This is a genomic window from Alistipes sp. ZOR0009 (genome assembly GCF_000798815.1).
Taxonomy (GTDB): Bacteria; Bacteroidota; Bacteroidia; order Bacteroidales; family ZOR0009; genus Acetobacteroides.
On the sequence record NZ_JTLD01000062.1, the window covers coordinates 1 to 20,772 of the forward strand.

General features: G+C 46.0%; 12 protein-coding genes. 2 read left to right on the forward strand and 10 right to left on the reverse strand.

From position 1 onward, the window contains the following. Positions 1 to 154 precede the first annotated feature (154 nt). From L990_RS19425 to L990_RS15420, 9 genes are all read right to left on the reverse strand, one after another. A complete protein-coding gene (locus L990_RS19425) occupies positions 155 to 1,327 on the reverse strand; it encodes a thioredoxin family protein (protein WP_081981746.1) in 1,173 nt (390 codons plus the stop codon). A 139-nt stretch (positions 1,328 to 1,466) separates the two neighbouring features. Then, positions 1,467 to 1,955, reverse strand: coding sequence for a hypothetical protein (locus L990_RS15385; RefSeq protein WP_156121632.1), 489 nt, complete (start codon positions 1,953 to 1,955; stop codon positions 1,467 to 1,469). 55 nt (positions 1,956 to 2,010) lie between these two features. Beyond that, positions 2,011 to 3,186: a TlpA family protein disulfide reductase gene (locus tag L990_RS15390; protein ID WP_156121633.1), complete on the reverse strand. Its 1,176-nt coding sequence runs from the start codon at positions 3,184 to 3,186 to the stop codon at positions 2,011 to 2,013. A gap of 127 nt (positions 3,187 to 3,313) precedes the next feature. Next, positions 3,314 to 4,750, reverse strand: coding sequence for a RagB/SusD family nutrient uptake outer membrane protein (locus tag L990_RS15395; RefSeq protein WP_197057309.1), 1,437 nt, complete (start codon positions 4,748 to 4,750; stop codon positions 3,314 to 3,316). An 11-nt stretch (positions 4,751 to 4,761) separates the two neighbouring features. Further along, entirely contained in the window at positions 4,762 to 7,881 is a 3,120-nt protein-coding gene (locus L990_RS15400; protein ID WP_081981748.1) for a SusC/RagA family TonB-linked outer membrane protein, read from the reverse strand. Positions 7,882 to 7,952: 71 nt separating this feature from the next. Continuing rightward, positions 7,953 to 9,422 (reverse strand): DUF6242 domain-containing protein, encoded by a 1,470-nt coding sequence (locus L990_RS15405; protein WP_047451210.1) that lies wholly within the window; start codon positions 9,420 to 9,422, stop codon positions 7,953 to 7,955. A gap of 30 nt (positions 9,423 to 9,452) precedes the next feature. Continuing rightward, the gene (locus L990_RS15410; protein WP_047451212.1) at positions 9,453 to 12,848 is read right to left on the reverse strand and encodes a SusC/RagA family TonB-linked outer membrane protein; all 3,396 of its coding nucleotides are present in this window, start codon (positions 12,846 to 12,848) and stop codon (positions 9,453 to 9,455) included. After that, positions 12,849 to 13,814 (reverse strand): FecR family protein, encoded by a 966-nt coding sequence (locus L990_RS15415; RefSeq protein ID WP_081981750.1) that lies wholly within the window; start codon positions 13,812 to 13,814, stop codon positions 12,849 to 12,851. Between the two features lie 53 nt (positions 13,815 to 13,867). Further along, the gene (locus tag L990_RS15420; protein ID WP_197057310.1) at positions 13,868 to 14,392 is read right to left on the reverse strand and encodes an RNA polymerase sigma factor; all 525 of its coding nucleotides are present in this window, start codon (positions 14,390 to 14,392) and stop codon (positions 13,868 to 13,870) included. 402 nt (positions 14,393 to 14,794) lie between these two features. Between L990_RS15420 and L990_RS15425 the strand changes: the two genes are divergently transcribed. After that, a complete protein-coding gene (locus tag L990_RS15425; protein WP_047451218.1) occupies positions 14,795 to 16,012 on the forward strand; it encodes a hypothetical protein in 1,218 nt (405 codons plus the stop codon). Positions 16,013 to 16,214: 202 nt separating this feature from the next. Then, positions 16,215 to 17,840 (forward strand): hypothetical protein, encoded by a 1,626-nt coding sequence (locus tag L990_RS15430; protein WP_156121634.1) that lies wholly within the window; start codon positions 16,215 to 16,217, stop codon positions 17,838 to 17,840. 135 nt (positions 17,841 to 17,975) lie between these two features. On the opposite strand, the gene L990_RS15435 is transcribed toward L990_RS15430, so the two are convergent. Continuing rightward, on the reverse strand, positions 17,976 to 20,684 hold the full coding sequence (locus tag L990_RS15435) for a phosphoenolpyruvate carboxylase (RefSeq protein WP_047451222.1): 2,709 nt from the start codon (positions 20,682 to 20,684) through the stop codon (positions 17,976 to 17,978). Between the last annotated feature and the right edge of the window lie 88 nt (positions 20,685 to 20,772).

Below are 20,772 nucleotides of genomic sequence, written 5' to 3' on the forward strand. Positions count from 1 at the left end.
AAAGCTGGGCAAAGGCCATGCTAGCACCTACCACTGCTAGTACAATTAAAAGTAACGTCTTTTTTGCCATACTATTATATTAAAGCAGCATCATCCTGCATCCCTTTTACTCTAAAATGGGCATGCAACAGCCGATGTGCAAATATTAAACATCTTACTTCTTGGTGGAACTGGGTTTAGAGAGGCTCTCCTTGAGCTTTACAAGGCTATCGAGCCACATTTTGGTCGATTCGTTGGCCGATGCACGCTTAATACCCAAATCAACCCAGGCAATTGCACGCTTGCGCACCTTTATATCAGTACACTTCTGCTCTAAGCGCATGGGATAGTTGTAAAGCATCATCAGATCTACATCGTCCTTAGTCTTTATGCGCGCATCTATCAAATCGGCAAAGCTGCTCCATTTCCCCATCTTACCATAGGCATCAACTAGGGCGTAAAACTTCACATCCTCAATGTTCTTAACGTCCATCGACTTCATGTATTCGAGGTACTTGCCAAAGCCTGCCTCATCAAACAGCCATTTATCTCCCACATTTTTGGTAAAGGAGTAAGCCTGCATATTCCATGATAGGTTTGTCTTCCTATTTACCTCCGCCTGTCCTACCTTTTCGGCAAATAGGGGTCGATTCTTCCAGAAGTAGAGAAACTGAGCCGAATAGGTATCGTTTATATTCTCCTTAAAGATATTCCATCCCTCTGGTGTTAGCATGTAGGGCATTCCCAAAGCGGTAATCAGCTCCATAGAGGCTGCCTTAGCCTCCTCCTTAAGGTAGGATGCGTTTACGATCTTGATATACTCCTTTAGGAAGGCGGTATCGCGCACACCCGCCTTGTATTTCTTTATAAAGGAGTTTAACCCTTTACCCGACAGCGCAACATTTGCCTCCCTTATAAACTCGTTAACAGGCACCGAGCCTACAATACGATGTTCCACCTCGCCGCTAGGGGTAAAGAAAAGGAGCGTAGGGAAAGCTTTTACCTCGAACCTATTTTTAAGGTCTACCCCCTCGCCTTTTTCCATATCAACCTTAACGTTGATAAACTTATCGTTCATCAAGCTCGCTACGTCGGCATCCTTAAATACCGTTTTAGCCAAAACCTTGCAGGGGCCACACCACGAGGTGTAGCAATCCATAAAAATCATCTTATTTTCGGATTTTGCCCGCTTAAGAATGTCGGCCCAAGCATCGTGGCTAAAGAGAATCCCTCCATCTACAGCAACGGAGTCGGCTCCCCTATTTCCCATAGCTAGCTTAGCAGCCTGCATAGGCATAACCGTGAACATAAGTGCCACAACACTTAAGCTCATTACTATTTTTCTCATAACAATATATTATTGATTTAGGTAGCGCTCCCCGGTTCGTGTAAGAAGCGGGAATATACCGTTTGTAGCTTCGTCCATATAGAGATGGATGAAGGTTGTTATAAAAAGGGAAGGGTTGCTTCCCTTTTTATACAAAGTGCTATTCTAACGATTTAAAGCCTTGCAGTAAAGCATTAAAAATAGGTTCCATTACGTTTTTAGCAGCATCTCGAACCGATGAGCTTACATCGCCCGATGCCGATATGCCCAGCTTGGTACCATCGCCAGCTTCGTCGACAATGATGATAAACCCTATATTCTCGTACTCTTTGGGGGAAGTAAGAGAGAAGGATAGCGTGTTATAGTTAGTGTTTGGGGTAAGGGTAAAGTCGTATTTTTTTCCGCTATTCAGCGTCACCGTAATTTTATCGGTAGAGGAACCAACGTTAGTAACGCTGGTTATTAATCCACCAGATAGCTTGGGGTAGCTATTCACATCGCACACGGCGGCGTATGCGCGCTGAACGGACATCTCGGTTTGCAGCGAGCACGAGATGATGCGTGGCACCTTTTTAGCCGCGGCCATTTGTGAATGGGCAGCCAACGAGGTGGCCAATATGGCAACTAAAAGAAAAAGTATCTTTTTCATCTTGGTAGTTTATTCGTTGAGTGGAGCCTTTCGGCTCCACCTAACAGGTTTGTGATTACAGGTTAAGCGCCTTTTTTACGGCTGCCTCTATCTTTTCGCCCCTAATATTTTTGGCGACAAACTTTCCATCCTTATCAATGAGAATGATGTAAGGGATTCCGCTGAACTGGTAATCCTGCATAAGCTTCTTCGAATCTTTAGCGTTAAGCTGCAACCATGTTAGCTTATCCTCTTCTACGGCCTTTCTCCAGTCGCTCTCCTTCTTGTCAATAGAAACGCTAAGCACCTCTAGCCCCTTATCCTTATACTTTTCGTAAACGGCCTTGATATTTGGGGTTTCCTGACGGCATGGACCACACCATGATGCCCAGAAATCAACAATAAGCAGCTTACCTCTTAAATCTTTTAGGCTAACCATCTTGCCATCAAGGTTAGGAAATGTAAAGTCTGGAGCAACTGCGCCAATAGCTAGCAGCTTTTCCTGATTTTCATTCTTTAGGAAGCTCTCTTTTGCCTCCTTTGCCTCGGTAAACCAAGGGAACTTCTTAATAAGCACATCGTAGGTATTCAAGATTAGCTCTCTATCCACCTTCTTGTCTAACATGTTTACGGCGTAAAGAACTGTTGGGCGATCTTTGTACATTCTTACAATAAGCCTAATACGCTCATTCAAATCCTTGTCTAATGCTCTGATGTTGTTTCTTACGCACTCGTGCCAAACAGAATCTTTTGTTTGTCCTGCCTTATAATCCTCCTGGTAGGTAAGAATCATACGCTGGTAGTTTAAGTAAGTAGCTTGGCTTACCAAGTTCAGCACGTTGTTATCCTCCGAACCTTCGATGTAAACAAAAGGAGGATTTTTTACAAGGTAGCGGCAGGTATCTACACCGCGCACATTTATGGTAAGATCGTCCTTATGGGCCCAAAAATCTACGTACTCAATGCCGTAAACGCTTAGGTTGTATAGCTGCGGGTTGGTTGCATCTACCTTAAAGGAAAAGTTGCCATTGGCATCAGGAGTAACCCTCATCAGCTCCACCTTCTTGTCCCCTTTTCCCTTCGATAGCCTTATTCCATAATCTACGTAGGTCCTATTAAAGGGATCCTTGGTAAATTGCAGCTTCCCTTTTACGGTAATCTCCTTCTTTTGAGAGGCTGCACCCTTTGTTTGTGCATATAATGATGAGGCTGCAAATAAAGCCATCACACCTAAAATCAAAAATCTTTTCATTGTACTTGTTTGTTTAAAGAGCGCTATGGCGTTAACCTCCGCTCCTATTTTCAATCGGCTATTGCCATGTTTATATTCGTTATCCGGCAAGAGAAATCCTATTTCTCAAGGTTTTCAAAACCGTTGGCTACAAAAAGCCGGGGTTTTGCTTGATTACGCCCTTGCTTATATCCACCTCGCTTTGAGGTATTGGAAGCACCTTCTTATTATCGGGTAGCGTTTTGTTTTTCAACGGGCGACCAGTTCGTATTAAATCGTAGCGATTTTGTCCCTCGAATGCAAGCTCGATAAATCGCTCCCTCAAAATGCGATCAAGCAGCTCCTGCGCGCTTACAAAGTTGGAAACCACCAAAGGTGTAACCCCAGGAATAGCGCGTCCGCGCACCTGATTCAGTAGCGCAACCGATTCTGCATTTACCCCATCTTCGCGAGCAAGCGCTTCGGCTCTAGTTAGCAGAATCTCGGCGTAACGAATTAGCGGAACGTTGTCTCTTCCATCAGAATTATTAAACTTAAAGGTGGTAGAGTCGTTAACCTGCCTATCTGGGAAACCAAGATACATTAGCTTGCTAACCCGCTGATCCCCCTTCTCGTGCGAGCGAATAAACGCCTTTTCGATCCAGTAGGAGCTTTTGTAGTAGTAGGCAGAGCCCAAGTTATTGGTGTTATACTGGGTGCTTTGACTTCCATTGCTGCTAATAGGAAGGGCAAAAATATGCTCCTTGGTAAGCGGAATGGGAATAAACTTACCCTTCTCGTTGTATGGGAATAGCTCGGTAAATGTCGAAAGCCCATAAACACCGCCATCAATTACATCCTTAGCAAACTTAGCGGCCTTCGCAAAATCGTGCTTATACAGGTAAACCCTCGAAAGCAATGCCGAGGCCGAAAGCTTTGTTGCACGAGCACCATTCTTTTGATCGCTACCATAGCTGGCAGGGAGATTGGCTACTGCAAACGACAAATCTTTTACCACCTGCTCGTACACCTGCTCGTTTGTTGAGCGAGGAATTATTTGCGAGCCATCGTAACCGTTGTAAGGCTTTAGCTGAAGCGGAAGTCCTAGCCCCTGCATCTGCCCCAACAGCGCACCATCGCCAAAGAATTTTAGCAAATCGAAGTAGAGGTAAGCGCGGAGGAAAGAAGCCTCTGCCAGCTGCCTACTACGAGCCGCCTCGCTATACTTTGCATACTTGGGAATGTTGGTAATAATAACGTTGGCGTTATTTACCGCAGTATAGTAGGTCGACCAGATATCCTTTATGGATTGATCGTCGTAATCGAAGGTGGCATTAACAAAGCTGTTATTCTCATTGCTAAGATGTAGCACATCGGTAGTTTGATCGCCAATAATAAAGCCCGGATAGTAGGTTGAACCACTACCAAGTACCGCTTGGTAAAAGGAGTGGTAGGTTCCGGCAAGAATCGACTCTACCGACTTCTCACTTTCGAAAGCACGCTCCTCTGTTAGCGTATCTTCGGGTGCAAGGTCGAGCCAAGAGTCGCACGATGTTGCCAATAGCATTACTGCTGGCAGAGCAGCATAAAAAAGCATCTTTTTCATAGTAGCTCGCATTATAGTCCAAATTTTAATCCAACCTGTACGGTTCGAGTTTGCGGCATCGTTAGCTCGTCGTAGCCAGACATTACTGCCGATGACCCAAACGCGCTAACCTCAGGATCTAACCCAGAATAGCTGGTAATGGTGAATACGTTAGAGCAAGCAACAAACGCCTTTACGTAGTCGAAGAACTTCAGCTTACTCATTTTAGTATCCAAAGTGTAGGCCAGCTCAATATTCTTTAAGCGCAGATACGAGGCATCCTCTAAAAAGCGTGAGCTTTGTCGCGAAACAGAATGGTCTGTCCCCATTGTACCCCCCGACGACATCACAATTGAGCTGTTATTGAGCTTCGGAATTGAGGTGTTGTGCCCATTAATCTTCCAGTAGTCCAAAATATCCTTGCTTAAGTTATTTGCATCCAGAGTTGTGTAGGTCAACAGCGTTGCATTGGTTCCATTCATCATTTTATTACCATACGAGAAGGAGAAGAGCACGTTAAGGTCAAAATTTTTGTACCTAAACGAGTTGGTAAAGCCTCCTGCGATTTTAGGCAGCGCCGTACCAAACACCTTCCTGTTGAGCGGTCCTTTCTTTGGATCGGAAGCGGGAGGCGTGGTGTTAACCGTACCATCTGCCCAAACCCAAAGCGAATTCCCTGTTTTGGGATCAACACCAGCCCACTCGTAAAGGTAAAACTGTCCGGCAGCCTGTCCCTCCTTGAAATACTTGTAGCCACGATCGGCACCTGCGGGGTCTGCCCCACTAAAGTTCAGCTTAAGTATTTTGTTTACATTCCGAAAAAGGTTTACGTTGGTAGTCCACGTAAAATCCTTGCTCGAGTAGTTAACCGTGTTAATAGACACCTCAAAACCCTGATTCTCCATATCGCCAATATTCTGAGGCTGGGAGCTGATACCCATAAACAATGGAACGGAAGAGGCGTAAAGCATGTCGGTGGTCTTCTTGTAGTAGTAGTCTACCTGAAAGGTAATTCTACGCTGCAGGAACGAGAGGTCTAAACCAATATCGGTCGAGTTGGTCTTCTCCCATCTTAGGTATGGATTGCCGGGCTGCTTGTAGCCTAGTATTGGCGTTCCGTTGTACGAAACGTCGGTAACCGAGGTGTACTGCCCTACGTTTCCGTAGTATCCACCCGATCCGTCGACCCTCGAAAGGCCGTAGCTTGCCCGAAGCTTAATTTCATCTATAAACTTAAACTGCTTAAAGAAAGATTCCTCCGAGAGCTTCCATCCTGCCGAAAACGAAGGCGTCCCCACATATCGGTTATCCCTGTTAAAGCGAGAGGAGCCATCGAGCCTATAGGTAGCACCAAGCATATAGCGACCGTTGAACATGTAGTTAAACCTTACGAATGCAGATATCAAGGCCCACTTCTGCGTATTGGCAGCCATCACCTTTTTTGTCTCTGCCGAACCGATGCTCAGCACCTTATCGTCCATAAAGCCTGTTCCCGAAAGGCCATTACGGCTTTCCACCGATGTTTCGTAGCTTTGTCCAACAACTCCCTGCAGCAAATGCATGCCTATGCTCTTTTGGAAGTTTGCCGTATTATTTACCACCACCTTTCGGTTTATCCCGTTGCTTTCGGTTGCCTGTCCGCCCTTTAAATCTGGCGTTTCGGCCTGACGGCTATAGGTTCGCGTTGCCAAAAAGTCTGTACCGAGCTCCGACTTTAAGGAAAGCCAAGTGAATGGGTTATACTCCAAAAACATATTTGCAACGGTTCTATAGTCATCCGAATAGGCCGTATTATTTAGTTTTGCCACCGGGTTCCACGAACGATTACCGTAGGCATTCCCCTCGTAGCCGTACTTGTAGCTTCCGTCAGCATTATATATGGCCAAGTTTGGTGCCTTCATCGCAGCTTCCCTAAATACAGATTGAGCATTAAGCGAGTTGTTTCGGGTAAAGGATACGTTTATGCTAGTTCCAAAGGTAAATTTCTTGGAAAGCTTGCTTTCGATGTTAAGGCGAGATGAGTAACGCTCAAAGCTATTCTTCTTTATATATGCCTCCTGGTTAATACCAGAAAGGCTGAAGTAGTAGGAACTTTTTTCAGATCCACCCGACAGGGAGGCGTTTACGTTATGCGAGTAGGCAGGTCTTATCACCTGATCGAGCCAGTTCGTATTCTCCGTTGCGGTAAACTTAACCCCATAGGGCTTATAGTAGGCGTTGTAAACCTGGCTATACTCCTCCCCATTTAGCAGCTTCGGAAGCTTTAAGGGGTTGCTTATCGTAGTCGAATACTGAATATCAACCTTTACCTTTTCGCGACTTCCCTTTTTGGTGGTAATAAGAATCACCCCATTGGCACCACGCGAACCGTATATAGCAGTCGAAAAGGCATCCTTGAGCACCTCAATCGACTCGATATCGTCGGGATTTAGGTTGGCAAGAGGATTTTTCTCAAATTCCTGCCCAATACCTCTGGTGATAACATCCTCGTTTCCACCGTTCATAGAGGCCCACTTTACGGAGGAGTTATTGAAGGAGGTGTTGTTGAAATCGCGACCCGTGCCATAGATAGGCACTCCGTCAATCACGTATAGCGGCGAGTTGTTTTCGCCATATAGGGTGCTTATTCCTCTTATGGACATTAGCGTAGCACTACCAGGAACACCAGACGATGAGGCAACATGCAATCCGGCAACCTTTCCTAGCAACGCATTATCCAAGCTGGTGGCAATTTTTTGCAGCTTTTCTGCTTTAACCGTAGATACGGCCCCCGTAATACTTCGACGGTCCTGCTTGCCGTAGCCCACAACTACCAGCTCGGTAATATTCTTAGTTTCCTCGTTTAACATGACGTTTATAACCCGGCTAGCTTTAACCACAATGGTCTGAGGCTCAAAACCGATACATGAAAAGACGAGTACATCATTAGCTTCCGCCTTGATGGAATAGTTCCCATCAATATCGGTAACAACTCCTTTGGTCGTGCCCTTCACAAGAACAGTTCCTCCAATAATCGGCGACTTATCTGCAGCACATGTAACCCGACCTTTAACATCTTTTGCCAACAAACCAGTATTTTTAGTAATTTGGCCAATTGAAATTAAGGGTAGGAAGGTGCAGAATGCCAATATCAGACGCAGCATTCTAAACATTCTCTCTTTATTTTAAAATTAGGGTTTGGATGCAGTAGAGGCAACTACTGCATCCTTTTTTATAACAACAGCTACTTAATTCTATTCAAATAGCAGCTCCATACATCGCGAATAGGAACATCCGTCTTATTCTCTTCTGTTTTAAAGCCACCAATGATTGCAATCTTTCCGTCTTGGCTAACGGTAACGCTGTGGCGCGAACGTGGAGTGAAAGAGGCAGGCAAAGCCTTCTTATCTGCTACCGCATTCCATGTTTTTCCTTCATCTTCCGATACAAGGAAATCACCCAACTTCCCATTTGCATCCTGGCCACCAATCATGTAAAGCTTATCGTCGTACACGAAAACGGCTTGTCCGCTACGAGCAGAGAAAGGCTTAGTTGAGGCCACTTCGGTCCAAGTAACCCCGTCGGTACTTGTCCAGATGTCGTTTTTGTACTGCCAAGTTGGAGCCCATGCGCTACCTGTATTAAGAGCACCTCCAATCATCCACATTTTTCCCTTGTAGGAAACAACAGCTCCGTCGGTACGTGGTGGGAAGTTCTCCTTCTTGTCGTTGATCTTTACCTTTTTCCATTTAACACCATCGGCAGAGGACCATACGTCATTCATTGGGTTGTTGGTCATCAAAGAGCCATAGGCAACGCTATGACCGCCAATAACCCATAGCTTGTTGTTAAAGCTAACGGTGTTAAAGTTAGCCCTAGGTGAGAAGATGGTATCAACCCTCTCCTTAGCCCCAATAAACTCGGCATTAACCATTGCCCAATTCTTTACGTCCTGAGTTTTTCGTACCCAGTTGTAAACCGATCCCCAGTTGTCTATATTGTTATCTGCCTTACCGTCACGATCCTCTATTTGGGCCATTGGGCAAAGACCGCCTATTTGCCAAAGGTTGTCGTTGGCAACAAGCAACGCCGATTGAGGGTAAGGAAGCTGGCGATCGCGCTGATTTGGATTAGTAACGGCACTCCAGTCGATAGGTGCAAGTGTCCATGTCTTCAAATCTTTCGATGTGTAGTAGTCGTGGAAGCTAAGCGATCCAAAAGGAAGCGACTGAATGTTAGCCATCACGTAGGTTCCCTTGTAGTAAACTACAGAAGACCAAGTGTAGGCTGGGAATCCTGCTTCGCCCATAGGAATAAACTGCCAGTTTGGATCGATCTTGGCCACGTTTACCTTAACGGTGTACGACTTGAGCGTTCCATTTTCGGCGTAAACGTCAAACTTTAGAGGGTTAGCATAATCGTTTGCTGTTACTCCGCTTACCTGAATCTGGGTACCCACCTTCACGATCACCTTTTCGTGAACCGTAGTAAAGTTGGCAACAAGCTTACTTACATCGGTACCTTTAGGAAGGCTGTCGGCATTTTGAATAACCATAGCATCCTGATCGACAGTGAACGCGTAGCTCTTTACAGCATCATTCGTAAAAGAAAATTCCGTAACCCCCGTGAGGTCACTCTTCAAATCATCCTTCTCGCAACCAGCAATGGCAAAGGCAACTGCCACCACTGATAGAGTTTTCAAAAATTTGTTCATATCGGTTTATTTTAAAATTAGGGTCAAATCTTAAAGGCTTAGGTTTACTCCAACAATAAAAGTCTTTGCCGTAGGCATTGTCATCTCGTCGTAGCCGCTTTTAAGCAGCGACGAACCGAAAACAGAGGCCTCCGGATCTAAGCCGGTATATCTAGTTAGCGTTAGCAGGTTAAGCCCCTGTAGGTAAAGCTTCACCTCCGTTCCGCTCTTGAAAATGTTCGGAATGGTATAGGTTGCCGTTATGCTCTTCATCCTGACAAACGAGGCATCTTCGAGAAACCTTGAGCTTAATCGGCTGATGGTATAGTCTAGTATATCTCCGTTGGGCTTCATCACAATCGACTTATTGATTAGCGCTGGCACCGAGGTAACATGCCCCTTAATCTTCCAATATTCCTGCATATCCTTCGAAAGGTTGTTAACCTCGTTGGCCGTGTAGGACATCAATGTAGCCTTGGTGCCATTAAAAAGCTTATTGCCATACGAGAACGAGAAGCTGGCATCTACCTTAAAGTTGGCATACTCCATTCCACAGCTAAATCCTCCAAAAAAGAGCGGAGTAGCCGTTCCCATATTCCGACGGTTCAAGGCTCCTCCATCTACGCCTTCGGGAGCAACCTCGGTTATGGTTCCATCATTTAGGCGCCATAGCGGATTTCCATTGGCTGGATTTACCCCTGCCCAATCGTAAAGAAAAAACTGCCCAGCAGCCTTTCCTACCTCAAAATTCTTATATCCTCCCTCCTTCTCCGTTCTAAAGCTGGTAGCACCACCTAACGAAAGTATCTTGTTGCTGTTCGACGCTACATTAGCGGCCAAATTCCACTGCAGGCCGCGAGCCAATTTACCTCTGTACGAAATACCAACCTCAACACCCCGATTCTGCATCTTACCACCATTAATAAGCTGGCGGTGGGCGCCTGTCATTAAGGGAACATCGGAGTAAATGAGCATATCGTGGGTAACCTTATGGTAGCAGTCGACCGAAATATTCAGCGAGCTGCTAAACGCGCTAAGATCCACTCCCGCATTCAGGGTTGATAGCGTTTCCCATTTTAGCTGCGGAATACCTTGGTATTTAATAGAAAGAATAGGTAATCCCCAGTAGGTTACATCATTTAAAAACTCGTACTGGTTGTACCTCGAATAGTAGTAGGCCGCTGCATCTATATTGGTGATGCCGTAGCTCAGCCTCAGCTTCACATTATCGAGCTTAGGTACGTCATACCAGCTCTCCTTATCGAGGTTCCATCCTACCGACAGCGCTGGAGAATGGGCGTATCGGTTCATCTTGCTAAAGCGCGAAGAGCCATCGACACGATAGGTAAAGCCAGCGAGGTACCTATCCCTGTAGGAGTACATCCCCCTCACAAAGTAGGCCGCCAGCGCATATTCGTTGTTTTCCCTTATGGAAACGGTATTTACATTCGAGGTTGTTCGGGCATTAATCACATCCTTAGACTGCGTTCTTTGCCTAAACTCATTCGATTTTTCTAGGCTTAATCCTCCCGTTAGGAATAGATGCCCATATTGAGAATTTCTATTTAGCTCCAAAAAGTTATCGGCAACAATTTTATAGTTAAGCAGCAGCTCCTCCAATCCCAGCTCCTTTTCCTTACTAAATAAGGGAGTATCCATGCTAAGCATCCTATTGTAGAGCACCTCTACCCCGGCGTTGCTGTTCCATGTAAATCCCCAAGGCAATCTTACCTTTAGCGAGTTGCTCGAGGTAACGCGCAAATCTTTCAGGTAGTTTGTGCTACTATTATCAAGCGGATTTATATAAATTGCCCCCACAGGATTGCCTCCTTTACCAAAGGTGTACTCCCCATTCTCGTCAAACACGCTAATATTCGATGGTTTTAGCAGCGAGTAGGCATATAGCGTCTGGGCATTAATAGACTTATTATTAACGTACGAAATCGAGTTGGCCGAGGAGAAGCTCAGCACACCGCTAAAAGGCATACTCAGGTTTAACCGTCCGGTAATGCTGTTGAAATTGTTGTTTCGGATATACGCCTGCTGCGAGCTGTAGCTTAAACTGGTGTAGTACTTAGTACTCCCCTTCACCCCGCTTCCCGATACATTTACCGAGTTATTACTCCCTGCTCGAATAAGCTCCTTAGGCCAGCTGGTATTAACGTTGCTTGGAAACTGAAGATCTAGCCCTTTAATTTTTTTGTAAACGGTGGTGTATATTTTAGCATACTCTGCGCCTGAAAGTAAAGGCTCCGAATTGCAAGGTAAGCTCACCGAGTGGCTGTAGCCAATGTTTAGCTTAAACGGACTACCATTCCCCTTCTTGGTGGTAATCATAACCACCCCTCCCGATGCCCTTGATCCAAAGATAGAGGTCGAGTAGGTATCCTTCAGCACCTTAATCGACTCCACATCGTTTAGGTTGATGTACGAAAAGGGATTGCGCTCAAACTCAGAACCCATCATCCAGTTTAAAACATCCTTATACTTCACCCCCATTATCGAGAACATTGGCATCTCCATGTTATGAAAGTAGGTGGAGTTGTAGTGCTTTCCGATACCGTATAGAGGAATGTCGTCAATTACAATCAGAGGGGCATTGGCCTCATCGAAAAGCGAGTTTATTCCCCTAAAAAATAGGGTATTGGCAGAGGCTATTGCTCCAGACGACTCGGTTATACCCAGCCCCGATATCCTACCGCTTAGCAGATTCGAGAAGGTGTTGCCCACAGGCTTCATCTCCTTTAGCTCCACTGTTTGCGTGGCTCCAATGGTATTCATACGCGGAACTGCCCCATACCCAATAACACAAACCTCATCTAACTCGAGCATCGATGGTTCTAAAACAACGGTACTGGGGCTACCAGAAAGCGGGATGCTCACCGGCTTATATCCCAACGCCGAAACTACCAGCTGATGAACCTGCGCATCAACTTTTAAGCTAAACTGGCCTTCCCAATCGCTGGTGGTACCAAAAGCCTTATCGGAAGTGTAGATGGAGGCGCCTACTACTGGAGTAGAATCAATGCTACTAATAACCACACCTTTAAATAACCTAGTGCTACTAATTGCCGCAACGACCTGCTGTGGAACTTTACGGTTTAAGGCCATATGTCGGCCCATAACTACGCATCCATAGCCACACCTCTCGAAGCAGCTGCCAATCAAATAGGCAAGAGTAACCACCTTTGCTCCTATATCCACCTTCTGGTTTAGCATTATATCGCTAGGCGAATAGATAAACGTATAGGTCGTTTGCCTTTCTATCTCGGCAATAACCTGCTCTACGGTACAGATACGCGACTTAAATCGTACGGTTTGGGCAAGCCCCTTATCAGGTTGGTTTAGGCAGACAGCCCTACCTGCTCGCGAATCCGCAGCAGCAGCAAGCAGCAGACTTACCGCCAGCTGAACGTAGAACAGCCCTATTTTAAACCAACCAGCCATCTATGAGTTATGTCGTGTTATGTAGTAAGTACCCTGCCTTTCCGACACCTGCAGATGGTTGGTAAGCGATAGCAGCTCAAGAATGGTTGCCAAACTTTCGGTTGTAAACTTCCCGCTTAACGCCACGTTATTTAGCTCCGGATCGCTAATAACTACCTTTGATCCAAACTTACGTTCTAGGATATTTTTAATCTGAGATAGCGGAGTTGCCGAGAAGATAAGCATCCCCCCCTTCCAAGGTGCTACAGGGATTACCTCGTGGCTGTTCTTGCTCAAAACGTTATCGGCAAGCGATAAGATGGCCGACTGGTTGGCGGTTAGCAGCTCCTTACGGCTATCGTTGCCAAAGGCAACCTTACCCGATAGCACCGAAGTTTTGATAAACCTATCGTTACCGTAGGCTGAGATGTTGAACTTCGTCCCCAGCACCTTTACCGAGCAGCCGCTCTTTAGCCCTACCACAAAGGGCTTGGATGGATTCTTAGCTACCTCAAAGTAGCCTTCACCCTCAAGCTTAACCCTTCTTATGCTTCTGTTGAAATGGTTCTCGACAAAAAGCTTACTCTCCGAGTTAAGCCAAACAACGCTACCATCTTCGAGCGTAGTTTTACAGGTTGCGCCAACACCCGCTTGGGCAACCAGCTCGTATGAGGATCTAAATGTGGTATAGTAGGCCACCGACAACGAGGCGATGGCAAAAAGGATGGATGCGGCAACTCGCTGGGTAAAAACAACCCTTCTTCGTCGCCTGTTCTCGTTTTCTATCTTGGAGATAAGCAGCGCCTTAATCTTATCGGCATTGCTGGTACGTGTAATGCGGCTCCCGTTAGCCTTGTGCCAATATCGCGCGATGGTTGCGTACGCTTCGCTCTCGCTGATGGCCCGATCCAACTCCTCGGCCTCCTTAGGGGTAAGCTCCCCGGCCATTGATTTCCCTAAAAGAGTATAAAAGTATTCCGAAGTCATCTTTACTAATTTTAAGTAAAGACTCCTGTTTTGTTATTTACCCCTAAAGGATTTTAGAATTTAGCTAACGAAGCGGTGATTTTTTTGATACCTATCGATATCTGCGCCTCCACCGTCTTGATGGAGATATCCAAGATCTCCGCAACCTCGCGATGCTTTAGGCCATCTATCTTCACCAGCTTAAAGATATCGCGGCAGCGCTCGGGTAGGTTCTCGATCTCCTTGAGCATACTCTGTATTAGCAGCTCCTCTTCTTCCTCGTCCTCCTCGGCGCAATCCACCCTATAGGCTAAATCCTCAAAGGGGAGATCCTCTATCGAGCGGATTACCCGCCTGCGCTTTAGGTAGGTAAAGGCCTTGTTTTTTACGGAGGTGTAGAGGTACACCTTTATGTTCCCAATCTCGTTTAGCCTATCGCTATTCTTCCAAATGGAGAGAAACACGTCAGACACCAGCTCCTCAGCAACCATCCGATCCTTAACGTAGCTCATGCAAAAGGCCGTTAAGTTGGCTGAATGCTTTTCGATAAGAAGCTCAACTTCTGACTCTATTGGATTGGAACTACTTTTATAAAGCACGATGATTAAAAGATTGCGTAATTATCCCTCAGCTTGATTACAAAAAGTTGAAAAATTCAACGGTCGAAGCTAGCATTTTTTTAGAAAGTTTCGCCATCCAACCCTGCCAGTTCGAACATCTCGCGGGGTAATAGGGCTACCACAATTTGCCTATGCGCTGAGTTGCATACTTTTCGAGCCTGTGCTTTTTTTGAAATATTTTACGAATGCCGCCCACCTGTAGCAGGCAACACCACCAGCTCGCACAAGCAGTTTGGGTAGCGCCCTATCTATAGTTGCGGCTTTGAGAGTACCACCCTTTGCTTTTTAGGTAGATAAGATACCTTTGCAGGCAGCATTAATCTTAACTGCTTCACCTAAGTTCTGGGAGGTATAGCTGTATTTACAAACCAATACTAAGAAATGAAAAGAGGGAAATATAGAGAACAAAACCTTTGCTACTTCTGTCAAAATAGTAAAAGAGATATCAGCAAGGGCATCCTTTGTGGGATAGATAGTAACCAATACGATAAAAAACGATGCCTATCGTTTATAGAAACAGAAACCTCCAAGCGGTTAAAAGAAGACGCAGAAAAACGCTCACAAAAGCGAAGAAAGGATATTCGCATTATCTTAGTGATGATTGCCTCTATTACTATTGCTACCATCGCATTTAAGATACACATTAACAAGAATGCCAAAGATCACCATACTAAATATGCCAATATATTAGTTCAAAAAATACTTACCCTTCCAGACTCTACTCTCTTTAAAGAAATGCATTATTCCGTATCCATTCTCGATCTAAAATTCCCAAATGGAAATACCCGATGGAAGTTTGCCCGAGGAAACACAGTAGGCAAAGAAAATTTGATAGCCATCTTCAAGCAGTATAAGCAAAAGGATTCAAGACTTACCTTTAAAAAGTTCTACATCGACGATGATAATATTGGGCACCTACTATTTTTGGGTACCTCTTCAGCCTCTTTTGGACCGTCCATTATCGAATTAAAGACAAAAGAATATGATGGACTTATAATCATTTTCGACATGCTAAGCTACCAAGAGGGAAACTGGATAAGCAGCATCGAATCAGCATATCTAACCATAAAAAACAAAGAGCTAGACACGCTCCTTGAACGAAGCATGCAAGCACAATCTAGCGGCGATAAAGAGGCTGCCATCAAATACCTTACGCTACTCGACCAAAAATACGGAGGGTTGCTCTCTAGCAGAGACACCTACCTGCAGCTTTATGAGCTAAAATCGATTAGCGAAGGAGCGCATATAATAGCAGAAAAGATAGATCAGGAACTTAAAAAAAGCGGTAGCGACTACTTTAAGCTCATTTGGAATTATCGCCGAGCATTTTATACTAAGGATATTTTACAGCTACGTCATTACGCCTCTATGATGAAGAAGATTGTAGGTGACGATCTATCCTTCGAATGTGACGAGCTTTACGTAAAAGGAGCAACAGGCGATAGACCCGCCCAAGCAATCCAAAAAATAGAACGTATAATAAAGCGCAACCCCAACATTGCCTACCCTTACCTGATCTACTGGAAACTATGTAATGACACCAACAACCCCCAAAAGGCGAATGAGCTCTCACACGTAATAATCTCACTATTTAGCTAAAAAAATAGGAAACAGATTTGTGCCCTGCAATCCAAAATAGCGAGAGCAGGGCATTCCTTTTATACATATTGCTACTTCCCATTCATTCCCCAAAAGAAGCACCTGCTAGGCTCCAGATCAACCTCCATTTTTTAAGCTTACCGCTTTCTTTTTAGCTTCTAGTCCTACAACTTACCAGCATTTTTTTATATATTTAACAACATTGAGTACTCGTTCACCCATTAGCGTACCTACAGACCGCGAAAAGCCCTCTTTAAACCATATTAGCATAAGAATAGATATGGCAGCAGGTAAGACAAAGAAAGTAAACGAATATCAGGCCGAAAAGCAACGCCGGCTACATCTAATTAATGCTCAAAAAGCCAAAAATGAGCGGATGTTTTCCCTACTGGGAATACACCATCTATATCAGCTGCTCGACGAAAAAAGCAAAGATAAGCTTGCTCGAGTTCGGATATCAGCCACCCTTATTGAGGCCACTCCAGGCTGCAACGACCAACGCTCCAAAGAGGTGATCGAAAACATCAAGCAGGCCTTCAGATCATTTGAAACAAGTACCGAAATCCTCCTACTTACTGGAAAAAAGATAACGCTACGCGATTTTAAGACTACCCTTACCTCCATATTCCTCTGTATGGAAAGCGAAAAAATCAGTGTAGGGCCGCATACGAAGGAGATAAAGAAGGAGATAAATAATCTCCTCAGTAAGTATATCGATATTTGGCTAGGGGTTGACCAGCAGAGCAAAGACTTTTTCGACGACCTCTGCACGCACATCTCCTCCCTTAAATATGGGATATACTATCCGAAAGAAACGTATAAGGAAAAGCCGATGACCAGCCTAGAGGATAGCTGGTCCACCAGCCCCGTGTTTCTATTTAACCGGGAGATACCCAACCACCGGCAGCTGAACTTTGATGGCAAAAAGCGCGAGGTATACCAAATGGGATTCCCCGAACTCAACAAGGGAGTGCGGTGGACACAGGTAGCCTCCGAACGGTTGGGCCTCCCCTACGGTAAAAGCTACCCCTGCTACATTCAGCAGCATGCCATAGTCCGGCTAACCGAGCGCATAGGCATCTTCTCCGAGTCGGTATCCGTCTTCCAAGCCTGCCTTAGCCTAGAGCAGGGTAAGGTACTACGCATGCCCAACAGCGAAGCGTTCTACTTCGAGCTCAAAATCCTCAACATTAAGCTGGGATATCTGGTAACCTACCTCATCGACGAAATGCTGGTGGTAAAAACCTTCATCTTTGTTACCCAAAGCGGATCGCCCGAGGGCAAGCGTATTGAAGCCGCCATGGGGCTTAAACGAGACGATAAGGACTACATCGGCATGAGCACGCTCAAAGGATTCCTCTCCGAAGATGTAGCCAAGAATCCCAAAATGGCTATTCTGCTAGAGAAGTCCGGGTGTGCCGACCTCCTAAACGCCTACGAGGTGTTTTCCAAAAAGGTAAATATAAAAGGGATGCAAGCAACTGGCCGAATAATAACCCAATACCTCGAGAAAAGCTGGCGGCCCCACAAAATAGAGTCGATGGAGAGCTACACATCCGACCACCTGGCTATTGTGCCGCTGCTACCTCCGCAACCTGCACCACAACCCGAAGTGGTACTAGAGGAGCTCGAAGAAATGGAAATGGAAATGGAAGCACCAACCGCAGCACCTCCCCAAAAGCCAGTCAGCAAGAGGAGAAAGATCATAGCCCTGCTGCTGCTTCCTGTACTTATTCCTTTATTGCTGCTTGTATACCTGATTCTTTGGATAAAGAATGGCTTTAAACCCATAAAGGTGGATAATAGTACCAGCGACAATGCCAAGTAGTCGTTCCTAGCAGAGTGAACGATTATCACCTCTAGCCCACCCTTTACTTTTCTATAGGCTACTGGATGCAAAAAATGCCGGGACAAGCCCGGCATTGTAGTATTATAATATGCTTTACCTCCAACCGATAGTTTCTCAACCAGTCTTTTTTAAGCCGCTAGATAGCGAATTTATTAGGCTAAGCAGCTTGGTTAGCAGCTTTTCCTTGTCCAAGCTATCCTCCTCAGCAATGCTTCTCCACTGCTTCAGATACTTGAAATGGAGGTTGTGCAGCACCTTGAGCTTATCCTCTCGCCACATAAGGTTATCGTACTGCCCATCTCTTCTTACCGCTGCAGGCTCGCCAAAGAGCTCTTCCACCATCCTAAAGCCATTCTCGAAGTCGGCAAGTATCTTACTCATAAACAGCTCGCGCTCCTCGACATTGGTGTCGAGGTTGGCGTACAGCTCCATGATCTCCACATTCGAAAGAATCAGGTTGCTTTCGGTTTGAATCATCAAGAACTTGAAGAAGGCCCAATCGTTTATCCACCTCTTGAGCTGGTTAAACGCCTCCGGCTTCTCCTCCTTCAGCAGCTTCAGGGCCTCACCCAAACCAAACCAACCCGTTATGGCAATCCTCGAAAGGTTCCAGCTGAACACCCAAGGGATAGCTCGCAGGTCATTCAGCGTTCTGGTACCCGTTCGTCTCGCTGGCCTCGATCCTATCTTACTCCTCTCCAGCACATCTATACAGGTTACGTTGCTGTAGAAGTTGATGAACCCAGGTGTTTCAATCAAGCTTCGGTAGTGCTCGTACGACTTTTGCGCCAAGAACTCCATCGTATCGTAGGGGTACTCCTCCTCGATGGCATTTGCCCGGCTTAGTATATTTTGCTTAGCCACCCCCGAAGCCAACGAGTTGATGTTGTAGGTGGCCGTTAGCGGATTACCAAACTGCTGGGCAACCGACTCGCCCTGCACCGTAATCTTAACCGTACCATTCACCGTATTAAGGGGCATCCCCTCTAAGAATCGGTGATACTTACCACCACCTCGGCTTATGGTACCTCCAGTGCCATGGAAGAAGTAAACATCGGTACCATGCTGTCGGCCAACGGCAGCCAGCTCCTTTTCTGCCTTAAAGAGATTCCACTTGCTGGCAATCGTTCCGCCATCCTTATTGCTGTCGCTGTAGCCCAGCATTATCTCCTGCTTATTGGCGATAATGGGCAGGCGCTGCTTGGTTATAGGATGCTGTAGGAACTTTTCCAGAATGCTTGGACCATTATAAAGATCGTCGATGGTTTCTAGCAGCGGAACCACCCGTATGCTGGTGTTAAGCAGCTGGGTTTCGCGCATCAGCAGGTACACCACCAGCAAATCGCTAAGATTACGGGTCATGCTAACTATAAACGCGCCAATACCATCTGCTCCATACTGGTTTATATGATGGCGTACCACCCGATAGCAATCCAGCACATTGTCGGCCTCTGGACCGTACGACACGGTAATATCCGTAATTGGGGAGTGATTCTCCAACGCTCGGTTTAAGAAGCTAACCCGCTTCTCCTCGTCCCAGCTCTCGAAGTCGAAATCCTTCTCCCCGTTGGTCTTTAGAATTTGTGAGATGGCCCTATCGTGGAATGTGCTATTTTGGCGGATATCCAGCTTAGCCAGATGAAAGCCAAAGCAGCAAACGGTTCTTTCTATCGGGAAAAGCAAATCCTCGGCAATCCCCTTTAGCCCGTTATCTATTAGTATATCCCTTAAGTTTTTCAGATCCTCGGCAAGCACCCTGCTCGATCGGTATAGCGCATTGGCATCGGCGTTATTTCCGGCAATGGTATTATCGAGCAGCAGCAGCATTAGGTTCACATACTGCCGCCAAGGCTCGTACGAATTTCTGCGTACCGCCATCTCGCCAACCTCGCCTAGCACCTGCAGCTTCTTGCTGATGGCCTCGGTAAGCCGGTAGGGAACCGGAGTATTGGTTGCCGATATCGAGAGCCTTTTAGCGAGGGTTGTAAGCTGCGAGCGTACCAGCTCCAGCGCCTTGCTGCGGTGTAGCAGCAGCGTTTCCTGCGTAATGGCAGGCGTCACCAGCGGGTGACCATCCCTATCGCCACCTACCCAGCTACCAAATGTAATCTTAGGAAAAAGATCTGGATTCTTAATCTTATTCGGATTCAACCCCATCTCTATCCACGATCCCTTAAGCTGCTGGTCGCTCTTCTCCATAACGGTCGGAAAGACCTTGCTCAAGTAGTATAGCGTATTGGCCCTTTCGTCCCTAACATCGGGTTTCTCCAGGTAGATCTCGCCCGTGCGCCACCATCGCTCCAGCAGGTTGATGATCTTCTCCCTGATGGCATACTGCTCGAGGGTGCTTAACGACACATTCTCGCGCTGCACCAGAAGCAGGTAAAGCTCGCGGTGAATCTCAATTACCGTTACCCGCTTTGCCTCGGTGGGGTGCGCCGTAAGAACAGGAATCACATGCGTCTGCGAAATGGCTTCGAGCATCTCCTCCTCGCTTACGCCCTCCTCCTTCCAGCTTTTAAAGGCCTCGGCCCACGAACCTCTAATGGAGAAGATATCCTCCTGGTTCTCCATCCTCCGACGGTACTGCGTGGCACCGTTCTCCTCCACCAGCGTCATCAGCTGAAAGTAGATGCTCAGCGACTGTATAACCTTATCGCTCGAAACGATATCGGTACCTAATGCCGATAAGTCTTGCGGGTTGCTTTTTATCAGCGAAATTACCTCATGCTCATTAATCCTCGACAGCATCTCGATGTAGCAATCGAGTATAAAGCTCCGGTCGTTGGTAATTTTCTGAAATGGGTTTTGGTTACTGGTCATTTGTAACGCCTTAAATTATCAAATTAAAACTCAAAGGTAGTAAAGAAAAGTCAAAGCTTGGTGTTGTAGGAAGTTAAACAGAAGGTAT